At 41.1% G+C, this 20,056-nt stretch carries 20 protein-coding genes and 1 pseudogene; 8 read left to right on the forward strand and 13 right to left on the reverse strand.

Annotation, left to right across the window (positions count from 1 at the left end; all coding sequences use genetic code 11):
- Positions 1-47 precede the first annotated feature (47 nt).
- From rng to ACFN7Z_RS12615, 5 genes are read right to left on the reverse strand one after another with little or no spacing between them, the layout of a single operon-like run.
- Positions 48-1,502 carry a ribonuclease G gene (gene rng / locus ACFN7Z_RS12595; protein WP_004981336.1) on the reverse strand — a complete coding sequence of 485 codons (1,455 nt, stop codon included), beginning with the start codon at positions 1,500-1,502 and terminating at the stop codon, positions 48-50.
- 38 nt (positions 1,503-1,540) lie between these two features.
- Entirely contained in the window at positions 1,541-2,107 is a 567-nt protein-coding gene (locus tag ACFN7Z_RS12600) for a Maf family nucleotide pyrophosphatase (protein WP_058952195.1), read from the reverse strand.
- Positions 2,095-2,586, reverse strand: coding sequence for a rod shape-determining protein MreD (mreD, locus tag ACFN7Z_RS12605; RefSeq protein ID WP_058952196.1), 492 nt, complete (start codon positions 2,584-2,586; stop codon positions 2,095-2,097). Before mreD ends, ACFN7Z_RS12600 begins: the two co-directional genes overlap by 13 nt.
- Positions 2,573-3,430, reverse strand: a complete 858-nt coding sequence (gene mreC / locus ACFN7Z_RS12610) for a rod shape-determining protein MreC (RefSeq protein WP_004694667.1) — start codon at positions 3,428-3,430, stop codon at positions 2,573-2,575. Before mreC ends, mreD begins: the two co-directional genes overlap by 14 nt.
- A gap of 15 nt (positions 3,431-3,445) precedes the next feature.
- A complete protein-coding gene (locus ACFN7Z_RS12615) occupies positions 3,446-4,492 on the reverse strand; it encodes a rod shape-determining protein (RefSeq protein WP_087527717.1) in 1,047 nt (348 codons plus the stop codon).
- A gap of 133 nt (positions 4,493-4,625) precedes the next feature.
- On the opposite strand from ACFN7Z_RS12615, the gene gatC reads away from it, so the two are divergent.
- From gatC to ACFN7Z_RS12635, 4 genes and pseudogenes are all read left to right on the forward strand, one after another.
- Positions 4,626-4,940 carry an Asp-tRNA(Asn)/Glu-tRNA(Gln) amidotransferase subunit GatC gene (gatC, locus tag ACFN7Z_RS12620; RefSeq protein ID WP_004694671.1) on the forward strand — a complete coding sequence of 105 codons (315 nt, stop codon included), beginning with the start codon at positions 4,626-4,628 and terminating at the stop codon, positions 4,938-4,940.
- A 53-nt stretch (positions 4,941-4,993) separates the two neighbouring features.
- On the forward strand, positions 4,994-6,472 hold the full coding sequence (gene gatA, locus ACFN7Z_RS12625) for an Asp-tRNA(Asn)/Glu-tRNA(Gln) amidotransferase subunit GatA (protein WP_058952197.1): 1,479 nt from the start codon (positions 4,994-4,996) through the stop codon (positions 6,470-6,472).
- On the forward strand, positions 6,472-7,947 hold the full coding sequence (gatB, locus tag ACFN7Z_RS12630; RefSeq protein ID WP_058952198.1) for an Asp-tRNA(Asn)/Glu-tRNA(Gln) amidotransferase subunit GatB: 1,476 nt from the start codon (positions 6,472-6,474) through the stop codon (positions 7,945-7,947). The genes gatA and gatB overlap by 1 nt, the downstream gene beginning before the upstream one ends.
- 69 nt (positions 7,948-8,016) lie before the next feature.
- Positions 8,017-8,439: pseudogene (locus ACFN7Z_RS12635) on the forward strand (NYN domain-containing protein); the annotation flags it as partial.
- Here ACFN7Z_RS12635 and ACFN7Z_RS12640 read toward each other — a convergent pair.
- Positions 8,410-9,378, reverse strand: coding sequence for an IS30 family transposase (locus tag ACFN7Z_RS12640; protein ID WP_005804963.1), 969 nt, complete (start codon positions 9,376-9,378; stop codon positions 8,410-8,412). The pseudogene ACFN7Z_RS12635 and the gene ACFN7Z_RS12640 sit on opposite strands and share 30 nt — an antisense overlap.
- Positions 9,379-9,502: 124 nt before the next feature.
- Here ACFN7Z_RS12640 and ACFN7Z_RS12645 point away from each other — a divergent pair, with 124 nt between their 5' ends.
- Complete coding sequence (locus tag ACFN7Z_RS12645; RefSeq protein ID WP_395441882.1) at positions 9,503-9,910, forward strand: OST-HTH/LOTUS domain-containing protein; 408 nt, start codon at positions 9,503-9,505, stop codon at positions 9,908-9,910.
- A 125-nt stretch (positions 9,911-10,035) separates the two neighbouring features.
- On the opposite strand, the gene ACFN7Z_RS12650 is transcribed toward ACFN7Z_RS12645, so the two are convergent.
- Positions 10,036-10,695, reverse strand: a complete 660-nt coding sequence (locus tag ACFN7Z_RS12650) for a hypothetical protein (RefSeq protein ID WP_058952200.1) — start codon at positions 10,693-10,695, stop codon at positions 10,036-10,038.
- A gap of 440 nt (positions 10,696-11,135) precedes the next feature.
- On the opposite strand from ACFN7Z_RS12650, the gene ACFN7Z_RS12655 reads away from it, so the two are divergent.
- Together ACFN7Z_RS12655 and ACFN7Z_RS12660 are read left to right on the forward strand one after the other, a co-directional pair.
- Complete coding sequence (locus ACFN7Z_RS12655; RefSeq protein ID WP_058952201.1) at positions 11,136-11,609, forward strand: hypothetical protein; 474 nt, start codon at positions 11,136-11,138, stop codon at positions 11,607-11,609.
- 224 nt (positions 11,610-11,833) lie between these two features.
- Positions 11,834-12,412 carry a DJ-1/PfpI family protein gene (locus ACFN7Z_RS12660; protein WP_058952202.1) on the forward strand — a complete coding sequence of 193 codons (579 nt, stop codon included), beginning with the start codon at positions 11,834-11,836 and terminating at the stop codon, positions 12,410-12,412.
- Between the two features lie 170 nt (positions 12,413-12,582).
- Here the strand turns inward: ACFN7Z_RS12660 and ACFN7Z_RS12665 are convergent, their stop codons facing one another.
- The 4 genes from ACFN7Z_RS12665 to sbmA form a co-directional block, all read right to left on the reverse strand.
- On the reverse strand, positions 12,583-13,101 hold the full coding sequence (locus tag ACFN7Z_RS12665) for a hypothetical protein (RefSeq protein ID WP_058952203.1): 519 nt from the start codon (positions 13,099-13,101) through the stop codon (positions 12,583-12,585).
- Positions 13,102-13,211: 110 nt separating this feature from the next.
- Positions 13,212-14,075 carry a hypothetical protein gene (locus ACFN7Z_RS12670; RefSeq protein ID WP_058952204.1) on the reverse strand — a complete coding sequence of 288 codons (864 nt, stop codon included), beginning with the start codon at positions 14,073-14,075 and terminating at the stop codon, positions 13,212-13,214.
- A 59-nt stretch (positions 14,076-14,134) separates the two neighbouring features.
- A complete protein-coding gene (locus ACFN7Z_RS12675; RefSeq protein WP_094148459.1) occupies positions 14,135-15,187 on the reverse strand; it encodes a hypothetical protein in 1,053 nt (350 codons plus the stop codon).
- Positions 15,188-15,330: 143 nt separating this feature from the next.
- Complete coding sequence (gene sbmA, locus ACFN7Z_RS12680) at positions 15,331-16,524, reverse strand: peptide antibiotic transporter SbmA (RefSeq protein ID WP_058952205.1); 1,194 nt, start codon at positions 16,522-16,524, stop codon at positions 15,331-15,333.
- Positions 16,525-16,973: 449 nt separating this feature from the next.
- Between sbmA and ACFN7Z_RS12685 the strand changes: the two genes are divergently transcribed.
- Complete coding sequence (locus tag ACFN7Z_RS12685; protein ID WP_004694700.1) at positions 16,974-17,168, forward strand: hypothetical protein; 195 nt, start codon at positions 16,974-16,976, stop codon at positions 17,166-17,168.
- Between the two features lie 456 nt (positions 17,169-17,624).
- Here ACFN7Z_RS12685 and ACFN7Z_RS12690 read toward each other — a convergent pair whose 3' ends face one another.
- Positions 17,625-18,410 carry a 3-hydroxybutyrate dehydrogenase gene (locus ACFN7Z_RS12690; protein WP_058952206.1) on the reverse strand — a complete coding sequence of 262 codons (786 nt, stop codon included), beginning with the start codon at positions 18,408-18,410 and terminating at the stop codon, positions 17,625-17,627.
- Positions 18,411-18,447: 37 nt separating this feature from the next.
- A complete protein-coding gene (locus ACFN7Z_RS12695) occupies positions 18,448-19,872 on the reverse strand; it encodes a GntP family permease (RefSeq protein WP_094148458.1) in 1,425 nt (474 codons plus the stop codon).
- Positions 19,873-20,056: the final 184 nt, after the last annotated feature.

A 20,056-nucleotide genomic window follows, 5' to 3' on the forward strand; every position in this document is an offset into this window, starting at 1 on the left:
GTAAAATTTCAGTTGTAACAACTATTTAACCATATATTGTTACAATTTCAGCTCAGAATGATATCGTATTGCTCTTGCGTATATAAATTTTCCACCTGAAATTTAATCACACGACCAATGAAATGCTCTAAATCAGCGACTGCTGGGGCTTCTGCAGTTAACAAACGGTCAATCACGGATGGATGCGCAACGACAGTAAAGCCAGTCTGAGATTGATACGCACGTGTATATCTCATGATTTCTCGAAAGATTTCGTAACATACAGACTCAGCTGTTTTCACATAACCCCGTCCCTGACAGGTCGGACAAGATTCACATAATAAGTGCTCTAATGATTCACGTGTACGTTTACGTGTCATTTCGACCAAACCTAGCTCAGAAACCTGTGTAATTTTGGTTTTTGCATGGTCTTGCTCAAGCATCCGTTCAAACTGAGTCATGACCTCAGTTCGATGCTCCTGCTCTTGCATGTCAATAAAGTCGATAATAATAATACCGCCTAAATTGCGTAGTCTCAGCTGGCGCGCAATGACCTGTGTCGCTTCCATATTGGTTTTAAACACGGTGTCTTCTAAAGAGCGACCACCCACATATGAGCCTGTATTAACATCAATAGTGGTCATAGCTTCAGTCTGGTCAATCATCAAATAACCACCAGACTTCAACGCAACACGCGTCTGCAGCGCTCTTTGAATGTCTTCTTCGACATTATACAAATCAAAAATTGGGCGCTCACCCGGATAATGAATAAGGCGTTCTTTGATATTCGGAACAAATTCTTCTACGAACTCTTGGAGCTTGCCATGTATTTCACGCGAGTCGACTGAAATTTTAGCGGTCTTTTCACTCGCAAGATCGCGAATAATTCGCTGGGGTAAAGGCAGTTCTTCAAAAATTAACGATGGCACCGCAATACTGATTTGCTTGCGCTGAATAAATTCCCAAAGTTTCGCCAAATAAGCCATGTCTTGCGCAATGGCAGCTTCCGCAATCCCATCAGCAGCTGTACGAACAATCACTGAACCCGGAAGTTTATGTTCCGCTTGAATACGCTCAATCATCGAACGTAAACGATCACGCTCAGCTTCAGACTCAATGCGTTGAGACACACCCGTATGATTGCCATAAGGCATCATCACTAAATAGCGCGAAGGAATGGAAAGATCAGTTGAAAGCCGAGCCCCTTTGGTGCCCAGCATATCTTTCATGACTTGAACAGTAAGAATTTGTCCTGGCTGTAAGAGCTCAAAAACATTCGGGGTGGGTTGATTACGTGACCAAACCATATCATTAATATGTAAAAAAGCAGTTCGTGACAGCCCGATATCGACAAAAGCAGCCTGCATTCCCGGAAGAACACGAACCACTTTACCTTTATAAATATTGCCCACTAAACCACGTTTCACCGTACGCTCAATAAATAATTCATTGACCGTGCCGTTTTCAATTAACGCGACGCGACATTCCATAGGCGTGACGTTAATTAATAACTCGTCAGACATAACAAACTCAAAACATTATAAAAAATCTTTTGAGACAGTTAATTTAGTGCCTTAACTGCCTGTAATAACTGTACCGTTTCATGTAACGGCAGCCCCACGACATTGCTATAGCTTCCCTCTATACGTGGAATATAACGTGCTGCAATGCCTTGTATAGCATAGGCTCCCGCCTTGCCAATGGGTTCAGATGTAGCCCAATATGCTTCCATATCATTCGGGCTCAAATGCTGAAATTCAACTTCAGTACGAACTACTATACTTGAAATTTGCGTATTTGTACGAACACAAACCGCAGTATATACATCATGCTTGCGCCCAGAAATTTTTCCCCACATTTCAAATGCATGCTGCTTAGATTCTGGTTTGCCTAAAATCTCTTGATCGACCCCTAAACTGGTATCGGCAGCAATCACAATTGCATCTGGGTATTGAAGCTGTACTGCCTCAGCTTTGGCACATGCCAGTCGCTCCACATAATGAGCTACCGACTCGCCTGCTTGTACAGACTCATCAATATCTGGACTATAGATATCAAATACTAGACTGAGCTGCTCAAGCAGCTCACGGCGACGGGGCGAACTGGATGCTAAAATTAAACGCGCCATTTCTTCAAGATGAAATAGACCATAGGGAAAGTCAGCACACTACTCAACAACGGTTGCCAATGACGTGCAAGAGAAAACTGTGCCCCGATCATAATTTGTGCGATCCAGGTAATAAACAAATGCGCGATCACAGCCAAGGTAGCGATGACCCAAATATTGGCAAAGGTCATAATTCGACGTTCCCGCGTTAAAAAACGGGACACAAATGTAATCAGGACAAAGCTGAGCGCGTTTAAGCCCAAAGGTGCATCAAGTAGTAAATCGGTGAAAATCCCGACTGCAAAGGCAAACCAAATCCCGCTCCATGTCGGCTGGCATAGCACCCAAAACAGCATCACCATCATCATAAACAGTGGACGCCAACCAGAGAGCGCATAAGACAAGGGATAAACCATCAACACTGAAGCAATGATCACCGAAAAAATGATCGGAAATAAGGGGTCACGCTGTTTGGCGGCACGAAGTTTAGCGATCGGCATGTGGTTGCTCCATCGCTAAAGAATCGGAAAATAACACAACGACATGATGCCCACCCGCTAACTGTGCAGCAGGAACAACATCAATTTGAGCAAACTCGCCTGAATTATGACGACTGATTTTTGAAATGGTGCCCACCAGATAACCTGCTGGAAAATGCTCACCTAAACCAGAGCTATACACTTTTTCACCCACTTTAATTTCGGCACTGGTCGGCACGTATTCCATTTTCAAATGACCCAAATCTCCAGTCCCTGAAACAATGGCACGCATTCCAGATCGCTCTAAGCGAACCGAAAGAGAATGTTCCTTATCTGAAAGCAACATGACGCGACTACTATGCGGATAGACATTAATAATCTGTCCCATAATACCTTTGTCATCGAGCACGGTTTGCCCGACCTTCAACTGACTGTTGGCACCACGGTTTACCACAATAATATGACGCAATGGATCGGCATCTGTCCCAATGACTTCTGCAATTTCCATACGACCATCAATGATCAACGGGGTATCTAACAGACCGCGTAAACGCGTATTTTCCGCAGATAATTCAGATAATTTTTGTAAACGCACCTGCGCCTGCAATAACTCGGCTTGCATCGCGGTATTTTCACGGCGCAATTGAGCTTCAGACTTGGTTTGTTGATTCAGCCACTCTCGCGATAACACGGGATAACTTGCTACGGCATAAATTGGATTATAAGCGGCGTACAAGACATCTCTTGCAGGTTGAATCACATGCGGCATGCGCCAGTTAAAAAACAGCACGACCAAGCATGTGATCACTGCAATGATAAATGAGCGAAAAGATGGCGGTTGTCTGGAAAACAGATTTGTTTGCACCCGCCGATTCCTTTATTAGCCTACAAATAACATGTCGTGATTTGGATTATCGAAGAATTCTAAAACTTTACCACCACCACGAGTGACGCAAGTTAGAGGATCTTCTGCAACCACCACAGGTAAGCCTGTTTCTTGCGCAAGAAGTTTATCGAGGTTACGCAGTAATGCACCACCACCTGTCAATACTATACCGCGCTCAGCGATGTCTGAAGACAGCTCAGGAGGCGTTTGCTCAAGTGCAGATTTCACAGCTGAAACAATACTTTGTAATGGATCAGAAATCGCTTGCGTGATTTCGTCCGAAGTCACAGTGATCGCACGTGGCACACCTTCAGCAAGGTTACGGCCGCGAACTTCAATTTCAAGTGTTTTAGAATCAGGTTCTGGTAAAGCCATACCCACTTCTTTCTTGATAATTTCAGCAGTGGTTTCACCAATCACGCAACCATGTGCTTTACGTACATAGTTAATGATTTGTTCATCAAATACATCACCACCAATACGTAGTGAGTCAGCATAGACACAACCTTGAAGCGAAATAATCGCAATTTCAGTTGTACCACCACCAACATCGACCACCATAGAGCCGCATGCTTGTTCAACTGGCATACCTGCACCAATTGCAGCAGCCATTGGTTCTTCAATCAAACGAACATCACGCGCGCCTGCATTAAATACAGCTTCACGAATAGCACGACGCTCAACCAAAGTTGATTTGCAAGGCACACACACCACAACACGAGGTGCAGGTGGGAACAGACGTTTTTCATGTACTTTACCAATAAATTGGTTCAGCATAGTTTCGGTCACTTCAAAATCGGCAATCACACCATCCTTCATTGGACGAATGGCAGAGATATTTGCAGGTGTACGGCCCAGCATTTGCTTTGCATCAAGACCTACCGCGGCAACGATTTTTTGTGAACCACTGTGACGAATCGCCACAACTGTCGGTTCATTTAATATAATGCCTCGTCCTGGTGCATAAATAAGTGTATTTGCTGTACCTAAATCAATGGCTAGATCGGGCGAAAACAAGCCAATTAGTCTTTTTAGAATCACGGAGACGTTCTCGATTAAACTTTATGTGGACGCAAGGTGGCAACTTTAACTAAATGTGATGATTTGAACAAGTCAATCGCTTATTATAACGCACGATATTTTGAAATTTTTTAATACTGACTCAGGTGATGTTATGTCTACATCGGATGCACAGCATTCTGCAGATTTAAATGCACAAACAGTTTCAGCAATCGCCAATCTTGCTCGATTGTCGCTAGATGATACGCAATCTGCTGAATATGCTCAAAGTCTAAATAAAATTTTAGGCATGATGGAAACCTTAAAAGGCATCGACACCGATGGTGTTGAGCCGCTTAAAAGCCCATTTGATCACCCACAACCCTTACGTGAAGATGTGGTTTCAGAAACCAATCATCGTGATGAATATCAAGCCATTGCACCGCAAGTGCAAGACGGTTTGTACCTAGTTCCTCGCGTGATTGAATAATTTCTATTCAGTTAAACCATTATTTTGTAAAAATTAACGTAAAGACATTTCTCATGACAGATTTACATCGCTTATCGATTCGTGAACTCTCTGAGGGTTTAGCTGGGGCTAAATTTTCATCTCGCGAACTGACTGAACATTATTTAAAGCGCATTGCAAAACTGGATACACAAGTTAAATCTTATGTAACCGTGACTGCAGAACAAGCGCTTGCACAAGCCGATGCTGCCGATGCTGCAATTAAAGCAGGCACAGCAACCGCATTGACAGGTGTGCCAATTGCACACAAAGACATTTTTTGCACCCAAGGCATTAAAACCACTGCGGGCTCAAAAATGTTGGATAACTTTATCTCTCCTTACGACGCTACCGTTGTAGCGAAAGGTAAAGCCGCTGGTCTAGTCACTTTAGGTAAAGTGAACATGGACGAATTTGCAATGGGTTCAACCTCTGAGAATTCATTCTACGGCGCTACAGCAAACCCTTGGAACTTAGGTCATGTACCAGGTGGTTCTTCAGGTGGTTCTGCGGCAGCGGTTGCAGCGGACCTTGCTCCATTTGCCACAGGTACAGACACAGGTGGTTCAATTCGCCAACCTGCATCGTTCTGTGGCTTAACGGGTCTTAAACCAAGTTATGGCCGTGTCTCGCGCTTCGGGATGATTGCGTATGCATCATCGCTGGATCAAGGCGGGCCAATGGCACGTTCGGCTGAAGACTGTGCCTACCTCATGAATGTGATGGCAGGCCATGACGCAAAAGACTCAACATCCGTTGAAAAAGACGTTGATGACTATGTGGCGAACCTAAACGGCACATCTGTTAAAGGTCTACGTATTGGTATTCCAAAGCAATACTTCAATGTCGCTGGTTTAGACGCAGACGTAAAAGCACGCGTTGAAGAATCATTGAAAAAATTGGAAGAGATGGGTGCGACTTTGGTTGAGATTGACCTCAACATGACTGAAGCTTATGTTCCAACCTATTACTTGATTGCGCCTGCTGAAGCGTCATCAAACTTGTCTCGTTACGATGGCGTGCGTTATGGCTACCGTGCAGAGAACCCTGTTGACCTGATGGACTTATACAAACGTTCACGTTCTGAAGGTTTTGGTGCAGAAGTGCAACGTCGTATCTTGATTGGTACATATGCGTTGTCTGCGGGTTACTACGATGCTTACTATGTCAAAGCACAAAAAGTCCGTCGTCTGATTCAACAAGACTTCTTAAAAGCGTTTGAATTGGTTGATGTGATTGCGGCACCTGCTGCACCAACCACGGCTTATAAAATTGGCGCGAACTTGTCCCCAGTTGAAATGTACTTGGGCGACATTTACACCATCGCGGTCAACCTTGCGGGACTTCCTGCGATTAATGCACCTGTTGGTTTTGACAAAGACAACTTACCTGTGGGCTTACAGCTGATTGGTAACTATTGGTCAGAATCTCAACTGTTGTCTGTGGTACATCAGTACCAACAAGCGACGGATTGGCATACGAAACGTGCGGCAATTGCTGAGGAGAATGCATAATGACTAAAAATGCTGCTAAACCAAAATCATTATTGATTGATGGTTGGGAAGTCGTTATTGGGATCGAGATTCACACTCAGCTTGCGACCCAATCTAAAATCTTCTCAGGTTCTTCGACTGAATTTGGTCAAGACCCAAACACCCAAGCCAGCCTCGTTGACTTGGCAATGCCGGGTGTACTACCTGTATTGAACAAAGAAGTGGTCGATTTAGCCATTCGCTTTGGTTTGGGTATTGATGCGTACATTGACCAAGCGTCTGTGTTTGCCCGTAAAAACTACTTCTACCCTGACTCTCCAAAAGGCTACCAAATCAGCCAGATGGATAACCCGATTGTGGGCTTGGGTCATATCGACATTCAACTTGAAGATGGTACGGTAAAGCGCATTGGCGTAACGCGTGCCCACCTTGAGGAAGATGCAGGTAAATCGATCCATGACCAGTTTGAAGGGATGTCAGGCATCGACTTAAACCGTGCAGGTACACCTTTGCTTGAAATCGTGTCTGAACCTGATATGCGTTCGGTTGAAGAAGCGGTGGCTTATATCAAATCGATTCACACTTTAGTGCGTTGGTTGGGTATTTCTGACGGTAACATGGCAGAAGGTTCATTCCGTGCAGACTGTAACGTGTCGTTACGTCGTCCGGGTCAACCGTTTGGTACACGTTGCGAGTTGAAAAACCTCAACTCATTCCGTTTCATTGAACAAGCGATCAATGTTGAAATTGAACGCCAAATGGAAATTTTGGAATGGGATGGCACGATTGACCAAGAAACGCGTCTATTCGACCCTGTGAAGATGGAAACACGTTCGATGCGTTCGAAAGAAGAAGCGAACGACTATCGCTACTTCCCAGACCCTGACTTGCTGCCTGTGATTATTTCAGATGCGCAAATTGAAACTGCTCGTGCTGCGTTGCCTGAGCTTCCTGCGGCACGTCGTGAGCGTTTCGTAGCGGACTTTGGTGTCACTGAGTACGATGCGCATGTCTTGACACTGACCCGTGAAATGTCAGACTTTTATGAAGTGGTTGTGGCTGCTGCTGGCGGCGCTGCACAAGGTAAAGTGTCTGCAAACTGGGTGATGGGCGAATTCTCAGGTGCTTTAAATAAAGCAGGCTTGGAACTCGCAGACTCTCCTGTTTCGGCTGAAAAACTGGGTGGCATGGTTGCGCGTATCGTGGATAACACCATTAGCGGCAAGATTGCGAAGCAAGTATTCGGCTTTATGTGGGATGAAGGCAAAACTGCGGACGAAATTATTGCGGAAAAAGGTTTGAAGCAGGAAACTGATACGGGTGCGATTGAAGCGATTATCAAAGACGTGCTTGCTGCCAATGAGAAGATGGTTGAAGAGTTTAAATCTGGTAAAGAGAAAGCTTTCAATGGTCTAGTGGGTCAAGTAATGAAAGCGTCTAAGGGTAAAGCTAACCCTGCGCAAGTAAATGAATTGATGAAGAAATTGATTGGTTGATTTATTCGCTAATTAGTTGATTTCATGTTATAAAAACCTCACAAATGTGGGGTTTTTTACGAGTAGGTTATGGCATCAAAAACTATTTTTAATATTTCTGAAGAAAAAACAGCGAAACTAGCAGTACTCATTGATGCAGATAACGCATCAGCCAAGGATATAAAAAATATTTTAGATGAACTTACCAAATACGGAGAAACAACAGTAAGGCGTATTTATGGGAACTTTGTTAGCCAAAATGGTAGCTGGAAACAAGCCATAAATGATTTAGCGATTAAACCCATGCAACAATTTGCTTATACCACAGGAAAAAATGCCACTGACGGCTTTATGATTATTGATGCGATGGATTTACTCTATACTAATCGTTTTGATGGCTTTGCTCTAGTTTCTAGTGATAGCGATTTTACTGCCTTAGCTATTCGTATTAAAGAACAAGGAGCAACCGTTTACGGGGCGAATTCAAACATGAGGTGCGACAGTTTCAAAAGCCATATGATAATCAACAAGCTGAGCAAATTTCTCTAATGGTGTAAGCCAATCTAACGCCTTTCTAGGACGAGTATTCAGTGACATGGCAACTTGATTTAAATAATGCTGATCTGCCTGATTTAAATCAATCCCTTTAGGTAAATATTGCCTAATTAAACCATTCATATTTTCGCATGTGCCTTTTTGCCAAGGTGAATGTGGGTCACAGAAATATACATCTATGCCTAAATCTTCTTCGAGTATTTTATGTTCTGACATCTCGCGTCCACGGTCATAGGTCAACGTTTTACGCAGTTCTGCAGGTAAATATTTCAGAGCTTCAGTTAAAGCCTTGCGCACTGATTCTGCCTTTGCATCAGGTAATGTTGCCAAGATACAGAGCCGTGTATTTCGTTCAATAAGTGTTGCTATCGAACTTTTATTGTCTTTACCTTTAATTAAATCAGCTTCCCAATGACCCGGTATTTTTCTTTCTTGAACTTCGGCTGGGCGCTCATGAATAGTTTTAATATCCTGTAATATAGAATCTTTTTTAGGTTCACCGTTAGCTTTTCGCTTTTTATTTTCATGACGCAGACAGGATAATAAGTCTTTTTTCAACTCACCCTTGGGTAATGCTCGTATCGTTGAATAAATCGTTGTATGGCTTACATTCATTGTTTGATCCAAATCAGGAAATGTCTTTAAACGCTTTGCTATTTGCTGAGGAGACCATAAACAACGGATCGCTTCAACAATAAATTTCCAGAGGATTGAATCGATTTTGAGTTTTCTGTGACCACGTCTACGTCTAGCGAAGGTGTTATCAGAAGCATATCGAGCTTGATAAACGTCATTGATGCTATTTCTTTTAAGCTCACGATAGATCGTACTAGGATGTCTTTTAATGAGTTCAGCAAATTTTCTGGCTGAAAAGCCTTCTTTTCTTGACTCAAGCATTAATGCAGTACGATCTTCAAAGTTAAGATGATGGTATGACAATTTTATATACTCCATAAACCCTTTAAATTAATTAGGTGGTTTATGTCGCACTTCAAGTTTTACTCTGCCCGGTTTTGGAAAAATGCAAACTCCTGATGCCTTTAAAAATGCTTGCTCACATTTTACTTATGTGGAAAACTTAAGTGATGAAGAAGTTGCAACAATACCTCAACCAATTAAACAACAGAAAAACACCCAAACAGTAACTAAAGAAACTACTAAAATAGAATCAAAAACTATAACAACCTCCAATTCTAATACTGAACTCCCCTTATCCACTATACAGCAAGTTTTTGATAATCAAGATGCTGAATGGATTACTGTTGCATCTTTAGGCTCTCAACTAAAATTAATGAAAACTGATTTTGATCCAAGAACTTATGGATTTAAACGCCTTAATGATTTAATTAAAGGCTTTCCGCAAATTTTCGAATGTGATGAACGTACTCTAGAAAATGGGCATAAGCACTTGTATGTAAAGTTAAAATAAAACAGTTCGATGCTTTTGTAGTTTGCTTGATGAAAGCGCCTAAGGGTAAAGCTCCCCCCTACCCAAGTGAATGATTTGATGAAGAAATTGATTGGTCTGATTAGTTTTGGAATAAAAAATCCGCTTTAGAGCGGTTTTTTATTTATATGTTTATTATTTTTTTGAGCGATATTTTCCAAGTTTCTTATGATTTTCTCGTAGTCATTAACATTATTTATTTGCGCAAATTGAGATTCAATTTTTTTAAGATCAAACTCACTTATAACATCACTATTTATTTTTAAAAGATACTCAAAAGTAATTACTTTTCTGGCAATAAAATTTGTTTTAATGCCATCATAAGTATAAATAAAGAAAGGAATACAACCTAATAAGAAATAAAACACCATAAAAATGTAGAAGTTTTTATGATTTCTTAAGACCCAGTTTTTCTCTTTTTCTTCACATTCAACTCCATCTCGCTCGTCATCAAGTTTCTTCTTTACTTTCGAAAATAATATTACGCACATAAAAATGGTTACTAAGCCAAGCATCATCACAATGAGACTATAAGTCTTAGCTTGAAATCTATCTAAACTACGTAAAGCTATACTTTGATAAATCTCATCACTAAAACTTGATGAAGTCTGCACTAAAAAATTAATAATTCCATTTCCAAGAAAGCTAAATATGGGTTTCAATACTACTTCCCAAACACCACTTCCTAAACCACCTACAATTAAAGTACCTAAAATCCCAAGTACCCAACCTAGTGCATTATGTTTTTTTATAAAATCTTTCATCATCAATAAGCTATATAAATTTCAATCAATAATACTATATAAAGGTTGGTTTATTCCTAATAATTAACAGCTTAAGTTTTACCTAAAATTTAAAATATAAAGCTAAAAAACCTCCGAAGACATAACATTGAAGAAAACATGGTCACTAAAAAATATTCTCAATCAGCAAACTCGAAGACTTTGGATGCATCCAACTATCCAAGTCCTTTTTTATGCTTGATTTCTGAATCCCTCTCCTTGCGAAGCTTCGCTTCTCACCTTTAAAAAAAGGAAACTTTGTCATGTGATTAATTTGGTACGCGAAGTTCCCTCTCCTTTAATAAAGGAGAGGGCTAGGGAGAGGATTTCTACATGAAGTAGTTTTTAATTCCCCCAAATTACTACACTAAACGTATTCTATTACTTTAAAAACATTCACCACTTTAAGAAATCAAAGGACAAAAATGAAAATAACCATTCTCACACTTTCTACCCTTGCCTTCTTCAGCACCACTGCCTTTGCAGAAACCAAACCCAATGTTCCTACCATAGAAGCTAACCAAATATTTAAAGCCGCAGGCTTTTCAAAAACCAAACATGGCTGGGAAGGTAGCTGCGACACAGGTAAAATCACCACATACAAAGACTTAAATGGTGACGGGCTAAAAGACGCGGTCATTTCAGACTACAGCACCATGTGCTATGGCAACACAGGTGTCGGTTACCACATCATTTCTCAGCAAAAAGCTGGAACATGGAAACTCATTTTTGAAAACATGGGCATCCCTACTTTTCTACAAACCAAAGGAAAAGACGGTTGGCCAGATATTGAAAATGGTGGCCCCGGATTTTGTTTTGCTGTTTACCGCTGGAATGGTCAAAAATATGATGTCAACCGTTATGAATATAACGGCAAAGCCTGCACATTAGACTATTAACACCTTAGCATAGTAAATTTCATATCAGTGAATATATAAACTGATTGATTTAACAAGCTTTTACAGACAGGGATAACGCCTCAATTACTTGGAGCTTTTTTTATAAAAATGACCTCAGTTATACGACTAAAGAGCACTGAATGACTTAAAAATGACATCTGAACTGTGCTAATTTAGATCAAAATTGAACATAAATACGCACAAACAATAAAGAGGGTTTAAAAATGTCAAAACAAATTTTAATGCTCGTCGGTGACTATGCCGAGGACTATGAAACTATGGTGCCTTTTCAGTTTTTAACAGGTCTCGGTTATACCGTTCACGCAGTCTGTCCCGATAAAAATGAAGGTGAAAGCATCGCCACAGCCATTCATGACTTTGAAGGTGAGCAGACCTATAGTGAAAAACGCGGTCATAACTTTGCTATCAACTACAACTTTGAAGCGGTACACACTGCGGACTATGCCGGTTTAGTCATTCCCGGTGGTCGTGCGCCCGAATATTTACGCATGAATGAACGTATTCTTGAGATCGTGCGTGAGTTTGATGCTGCGAAAAAACCAATTGCAGCAGTTTGTCATGGTGCACAAATTCTTGCGGCAGCCGATGTACTCAAAGGTCGTACTTGTTCCGCTTACCCTGCCTGTGCAGCCGAGGTGAAACTTGCTGGTGGGACTTATGCGGACATTGAAGTGACTGAAGCTGTAACCGATGGACACTTGATCACAGCACCGGCTTGGCCTGCCCACCCTGCTTGGATGGCACAGTTTATTCAAGCTTTAGGGGCGACTGTGACGATTTAATTGTGTTGTTCCTCAAATGAATCTTTTATGAGATGGCCTATCAGCCTTTAGATTCAAAAATAAAAAAGCTCCTTCGATTCAAGGAGCTTTTTTTATAACATTAATGCTTTCGATTCAGTTTATAAACAGTTCTTACTATTCATAATTTTCAAATATTTTAATCGATTAAACTACCTCGTCACGCCTAACTTATTCCAAATTTCTGGGGTTAAAAAAGTCGTGACCAATTTATTCAAATCCACATAGCGCAGTACGCCTTGCAACTGCCCTTTCACTTCAGGGTTCTTTAAAATTTCCTCACCTGTAATCTGTCCAAGTTCTTGAAAGCTGTCTCCAACCGCTTGTAAGCCTTCAGCTTGAATCACTGCTTTGGTCTGCGCTGAACATTGCTCCACCAAAATGCGTTGTAATACTTGTGCTAAGTTTTTATCTAGCTGTGTCCGCTGTGCATCGGTGACATTGCTATACACCTTCAGATCAGGATGTGCAGCCAGTGCCGCAAACGTCCACTGCAACACAGTAGTTTTATCTGTTGCTGTCGTTGACTTCACCAAACAATTACTCAATTGGTCGACTGTAGTACTGGCCGTTGCAACTTGGACTGAACCACACAAGGCTGCTGCCAAAACAGCATGACGAAAAATAACAGAAGACCGACCACGTAAAACGCTTAAAACAGGCTGTGACATAAACTCAACTCCAATCAACAATTGCATTCTTTGTATCACAAAGCCCGCCAATCAGCCTGTTATGGAACTGTAAAATTACCGTGTAGTTGGAGAAAATTAAATCGCTCAATTCAAGCGATTTCCCTATTTAACTCAGCAGTTTCAAAGGCAGTGAGCTGTGGGTGTACGGTCGGGCATGCATTCCAAAACCAATAGAAGTAACCTTTGGGGTCAAGCAAAGTATACATCTGAATCGTAGATTGACTACTTTCGCCCTTCCAACACGCTAAAGCAGCATTACGGTTATTATGTAAATCGATAAATTCAGGAGCAACTTGCTTCGGCATTTCAGGAATATAAAGTGCGTCACCATGTTCTACCCACAAATCAGCCAAGTAAATTTTTCGGTCTTTTGGAAAATATCGTCCTGCTGAAATTACTAAAGGTAGTTTATTTGGATCGGTCGAAGCAAATACATGCGGAAAGTCATGATGCTCTAGGTCTGTGACGACAAAGGGATATAAGGTTTTTGCATCTAGATTGATTTGAGTTGGGTCATAAGGGAAAAAATGACCGGCCAACATGCCATATTGATATTTAATTTGAGACAACTTTTTCTGCGTAGCCTGTACCTCTATCGCCTGTCTAGCTTTCACCAAAGTCATACCAAATGCGGCAGCAGTTTCTGGCGTGGCTTTGAGTGGCATAAACTCAAAAGAGTTTCCTGCGAACGCTAATTGGGTCTGCTCTCCCCAATGGGTTTGGATCGTCGCTATTTCTTTGGGTACATCATAAACATGCCCCCTACTCATATGGGCGTTGGTTGAGGATGCTTGAATCAGCTCAATAGCATCTGATACTTCGGCTAAATACTCGGGTGTTCCACCATTGTTGTAAAAATAAGGCTGAGCTGAAATATCAACGTCTATTTCTTGCACGGTCTGATCTAGCAAAGGCGCAGTAAAATAGGTGGCTGGGGTTTGCACATTACTCATGATGTATTTCCTTTGGTTGAGGTGCTCACATGAAGTGCGGTCGCAAACAGCCTAAAATCTTACTTCATTTGCTTGAGCATATTTTTAGCACCTGTGTGGTTATGATTTTTGGCTAAGTTCTGCAAAACATATTTTGCCTGCCCTTTAGGGTTGGAAAAACGACTGCTATAACTTGGAATACCCGTTAAACAACGTGCAACTAATATGCCCGATTCGGTATAGACATTTGAGGCATCCGACCCCGGCAAACGACCATAGTTATATGCGCGTTGTGCACTGTTACAGGCAGCGACTTGGTTGCGTCCACTGTTAATATCACGGCGTGCAGCCACATACAGTTTGGCCTGTTGCTGCTGCGGTGTTTCTACAGCTTTGGCGACTTTAGGTGGTACTTCCACTTTGTTTTCTTTTTTAGGCTCTACTTCTTTTTTGCTTTCTTCCTCTTTCTTCACCTCTGCCTTGATCGCAGGTGCCTTCGTCACCGCTTTTTTGCTTGGTGTAATAGGTGCCATACTCCGTGGTGCTGGCTCAGTCAGTACTTTGCTTTGTAAATTAACCACACGAGTATCATTTGAGTTAGGCAGTTTACGTTCAGACAATGCCTCAATGCTCACCGACCACTGCTCGCCATTATTGAGCTGGCAACGAAAAGCACCCGTACCCTGTTTTAAACTGTTATAGGTGCGAAGTAATTTTTTCGCCCACGGATCTTTCACTAAGCTAAAACTACTTTTTTGTGTCTGAGTAAAACGCCCACCATGTGCTTGGCAATACTGACTAAACATGCTGCGTGGATATAGCACCTCGATATCTTTTTCATTTTTTACGCCTACCGTGTGATAGACGTATTCTTTGCTGTTTTTATCGGTATCATTAATTTTTCGTTCTACGATTAATTCTTGTGGTGATGCAATATTTTTAAAAGGTGCTTGTGCTATATTTCCCAGACTGGTACAGCCCTGCAACACACTCCCCAAAACCCCAAATACACATAAAATTTTATAATTCACTACGACTTTACTCTTAAACACCCGCATAAAAACATTAGCGGAAAGCTCATAAAATAACAAACTTAAATAACTGTTTTTATTATTTATTTTAGCTTGACGCACACATCATTCTGCTTTGTTTTATGATAAACCCAACAACATTTCATCAATTTAATTTGACCCATACAACAAAAATTACAGACAAGATGATGCTTGAGCACATAAAAAACCTGCCGTGAACAGCAGGTGAGATACATCAAAAATATTTAGTCATCCAAAGTCGATTCAAAAGCTTTTAGACGCTTATAAATCGAGAGCAGTTCAATAATGGTTTTCCATGACAAAATTAGATATTGAAATGACTCTCGTACTTTATCAAACACATTACCAATTTGGTTGATTAAACCTAGAGTCATTTTCCCTGCTGCAATTGCGGGAAATAACACCACCAAACTGTATAAAATATCCAGTTGTCGATACCATGTCGCGACTAAGTTAAAATAAGCATAGTGAAAATAAAGTCTAAAATAATTCTTTCTTACTCTGCTAAACAGTTCGACCAATGTTGCAGGTTGGGCACGGTCTGCATGGTCTTCCCCATACACCAACTCTTTACGGTAAGCCGCTTCAACCTTCTGATTATTAAACTCTAAACCTGGTAGTTTACTTCCCACTACCATTAACAAGACCGTACCAAAAATAGCCCAAATAATAGAAGCCCAAACTAGGGAATGCTTTACTTCACCCACAATAGGCAATTCAGGAACATTCTTTGAAAGCTCAAATAGAATTGGTAAGAAAGCCACCAACACCATCACAGCCTTGATCAACTCAACGCCCAAATCTTCTAAAATAGTAGCAAAGCGCATAGTGTCTTCTTGCACACGTTGTGATGCCCCTTCTATATGACGCAATTTTTCCCAGTGTTGGGTGTAGTATTCATTCATCGCTGTACGCCACCGAAATACATAGTGGCTGGTGAAAAAGGCATTGATCACTGCGAAAGTGACCGCAACCATCGCAATATACAAGAAGGTTAAAGTACCCATATATAGGTCTTTAATGTTACCGCCTTTACCAAGCATGCTTTGAATGAGATCCCAAAATGGTCCATACCATGCGTTGATGGCAACACTGACCTGTACACCAAACCAGATGTTAAACAGAATAAATGCGGAGCCCCAAATCGACCATCTTTGCCATTTATTGTCTGAGACAAAACGCCAAAATAAGGCAAAAAAGGTTGTTGCTATAAAAAACCAGAGATAGAACCACAGAAAAGACGGAGACCAAAAACGGCTCACTCCTATAGGCAGTTCAGCCGTTGCATATCCTTGCGGCCAACCTATGACGCTTCCCCATGTATTTCCCCCTGTGTACCACAGTACGACATTGATCACCGACCAAAGTAATACCGAAATGAAGAACCATCTAGGGTTTGGGAAAAATGACTTAAACATGAACGATATATATCCCTTTTATATTTCAGGTATGCAATCCGTGCATACTAATCCTTATTTCTTAATTTAGTACAATCGCATTACAGCAAGTTTGTACACTTTACTTATCCTTATTGGGTTATACGTTATTTGATTTGTATACCCCTTCACAAGAGCTCAGGACATTATTTTCCGACTTGATCAGTCACATCACAATCAAAATAAATTATTTCAATAACTTATGAAAATACGAACGGGCTTTGCCCCAGATTTAAAATAATATTTTATTGCTTATAACTTTTGGGTTTCAAACTGAAAAATTGCTTAGGATTTAAAGCGAGTGCAATGATGGTATTTCTCTGACAACCATACGATTACTTGTTGATTTTATGTATGAAAGAATGAAGTTTGCACATTTTAAAATAACTTCATGCTACTATCTTTTCATTAAAAACTATTGGATCTATGACATGGAAACCCTAGTACTTGAACTGATCAAACCACTCACACTGACAAAAGAAGACTTTCCACCCATTAACTTTGAAGAAGGCACTGTGCTCAAAGTTCTCATGAAAACACCTACAGGTTACTTGGTAACGGCGGACTCTCGTTTTAATTTTACGGTGTCTTTTGATGATGAAAATCAAGTGTGGCAGAAGCTTTAATTTGCAACGCTCTTTAATAAAAGAATAATCCATTCAATAAGATAAAAATAAAAACCATCTTTTTTTATTGATTTAAAACTGGTTATTTTTATTAAAATTTAGTTTTCTTATACCGAATCAGCAAATGAATACCGTGCTGAGAGTTTTCTATACCTATTGATTTTGTGATTTCTGGGGCTCATTTGTATCGTCGTTATGCATCCATTTTATCCTTAATCTCTTGATTTAATTGATCTACATTAAATCCTTCATCCTTGTTAAGTAAAACTTTGAACTATAAATCAGAAAAAGAGAAAGGATTTGAAAATCTTCAGTCTATAACTCTATATTTACCGACTCATTCACCAAGCTCATTACTATTTAAATCTAGGTCTTTCTGCAAAACCTATCGCTATAAAAAAGCCTCAGATACGAGCATCCAAGGCTTTTCAATTTTTAAACGTGTGCTGAGCTAAGTTATTGCGCGGTATAACCACCATCCATTACCACGGCTTGACCCGTTACACCGCCCGCCTTATCGCTGGCAAGGAAGATTGCATAATCCGCAATTTCTTCTACACTCAGTAAGCGTTTTTGTGGCACCATCGCCAAAATCACATCTTCTAATGCACTTTGCTCACTGACATTTCGAGTTTTAGCCAAGTCATGAATTTGACCGCGTACCAACGGTGTATCGACATAGCCCGGACACAGAGCATTCACCGTAATACCATCACGCGCGCACTCTAAAGCCGCCACTTTGGTCAAACCAATCACACCATGCTTAGCACTGTTGTAGCCGGCCTTGCCAGCAAATCCAATTAATCCATTAATCGAAGCCATATTAATCACGCGACCAAACTGCTGTGCTTTCATGATTGGAAATGCGTACTTAATGCCAATGAATGACCCCACCAACATGACATTAATCAGCTTTTGATAGACTGCAGTTGGAAAGTCTTCAATCACTGCAACATGCTGAAAACCCGCATTATTGATGAGAATGTCCAACCGACCATAAGTTTTCTGAGTCAGTTCAATCGCAGCTTTATATGCTTCTTCATCAGTCACATCACAAGGCGCAGACAATGCTTCAAAGCCTTGCTTTTGAAGTGCCGCCACAGTTTCAGAACACTTCTGGGCATTCATATCAGAAATGACAACTTTGGCACCTTCACTGGCAAATTTCTTTGCAATTTCATGTCCAATACCACTGGCTGAACCTGTAATAAATGCCACTTTATCTTTTAACAGTTGACTCATGATGTACTCCGTTGTCTTCTTTTTTCATTCCAAAGTCTTAAACAATACCAAACCAAGTAAAGGCAGCAATAGCAACAAATACCGCGATGGTTTTAATAATCGTGATGGCAAAAATGTCTTTATAGGATTGTTTATGGGTTAAACCTGTCACAGCAAGCAAGGTAATCACGGCGCCGTTATGCGGTAAGGTATCCATACCGCCAGAAGCCATCGCAACAATACGGTGTATGACTTCAGGTGGAATACCCATGGCTAAAATCGCAGCATTGTATTGATCGGCCATCGCACTTAAAGCGATACTCATACCGCCAGAGGCTGAACCAGTCACACCCGCTAAAACTGTCGTGGTAACCGCACCATTGACCAGTGGATTGGTAAAAGTATTGCCCAATGCATGACTAATAATCGCAAAGCCCGGTAAGGCCGCAATAATCGCACCAAAACCATATTCAGATGCGGTATTCATCACGGCAAGTAAAGACCCGCCAATACTGGCATTGACACCATCTTTGAAGCCCGTATAGACACGACGGAAGTCAAATGAAATTGCCGCGATAATACCCACAATTAAGGCTAAACCCACGGCCCAAATGGCAGAAGTTTTCGCAACATCGACGGTGTAAGCTGCAAGTCCAATAGCATTAAAGTCGAAACCGTTTGGATACCATTCTTTAATTGCAGTGGATAAATACTTATTGGTCACGGCAACTAAAATGAGCGGTACAAAAGCCAACCATTGACGTGCGGTAGAACCATTCGCTGTTGTATCTAAGTTTTGCTTCAGTTGTTGTTGCTCGGCTTCAGTCAGCTCAATACCTGTGGCATAACCATCGCCATTTCGAGCGGCTACACGGCGACGCCATTCCAAATAGCTCAAGCCTGTAGCAAGAACAAATACCGCACCAATCAAACCGAGAAAAGGTGCTGCATAAATGTCTGTACCAAAAAAGGTCGTCGGAATAACGTTTTGAATCTGTGGGGTTCCCGGCAAGGCATCCATGGTAAAGGTAAATGCACCAAGGGCAATGGTTCCCGGAATCAAACGCTTTGGAATATTGGCTTGTCTAAAGAGTTGATTTGCAAATGGATAAACTGCAAAGACCACCACAAAGAGACTGACACCGCTATAGGTTAAAATCGCACCCAAGAGCACAACAGTTAACATCGCATTTTTAGAGCCAATCAAATTCACAATGGTTTTGGCAATGGATTCGGCAATCCCTGACATTTCAACCACTTTACCGAAGATGGCACCGAGTAAAAACACCAAGAAATAATCTTTAATGAACCCAACCATTTTGGGCATAAATACGCCTGAATAAAAAGGCAAAACGTTAGCAGGGTTAATCAGTAAAACTGCCAACAGGGCACAAATTGGTGCCATAAGAATGACAGAAAAACCTCTGTAGGCTGTATACATCAGTAGCCCAAGAGACAATAAAATTACACACAAATCCCACATATTTTTTACTCCATCCTTAAAGAAAATATGTCTTGATGTGCTGTAATATTAATGGCGAATGATGTCAAACCTAGTTGAGTCACAGTGCAATCAGCCTGTGTGGAATACGCATTCATCGACCGTCTATTTCCCTCATGACGAGATGTCTATTTGCATTCTGATCTATGTACTATATTTATCCATC

It is taken from the genome of Acinetobacter sp. P1332 (genome assembly GCF_044057475.1).
Taxonomy (GTDB): domain Bacteria; phylum Pseudomonadota; class Gammaproteobacteria; order Pseudomonadales; family Moraxellaceae; genus Acinetobacter; species Acinetobacter johnsonii.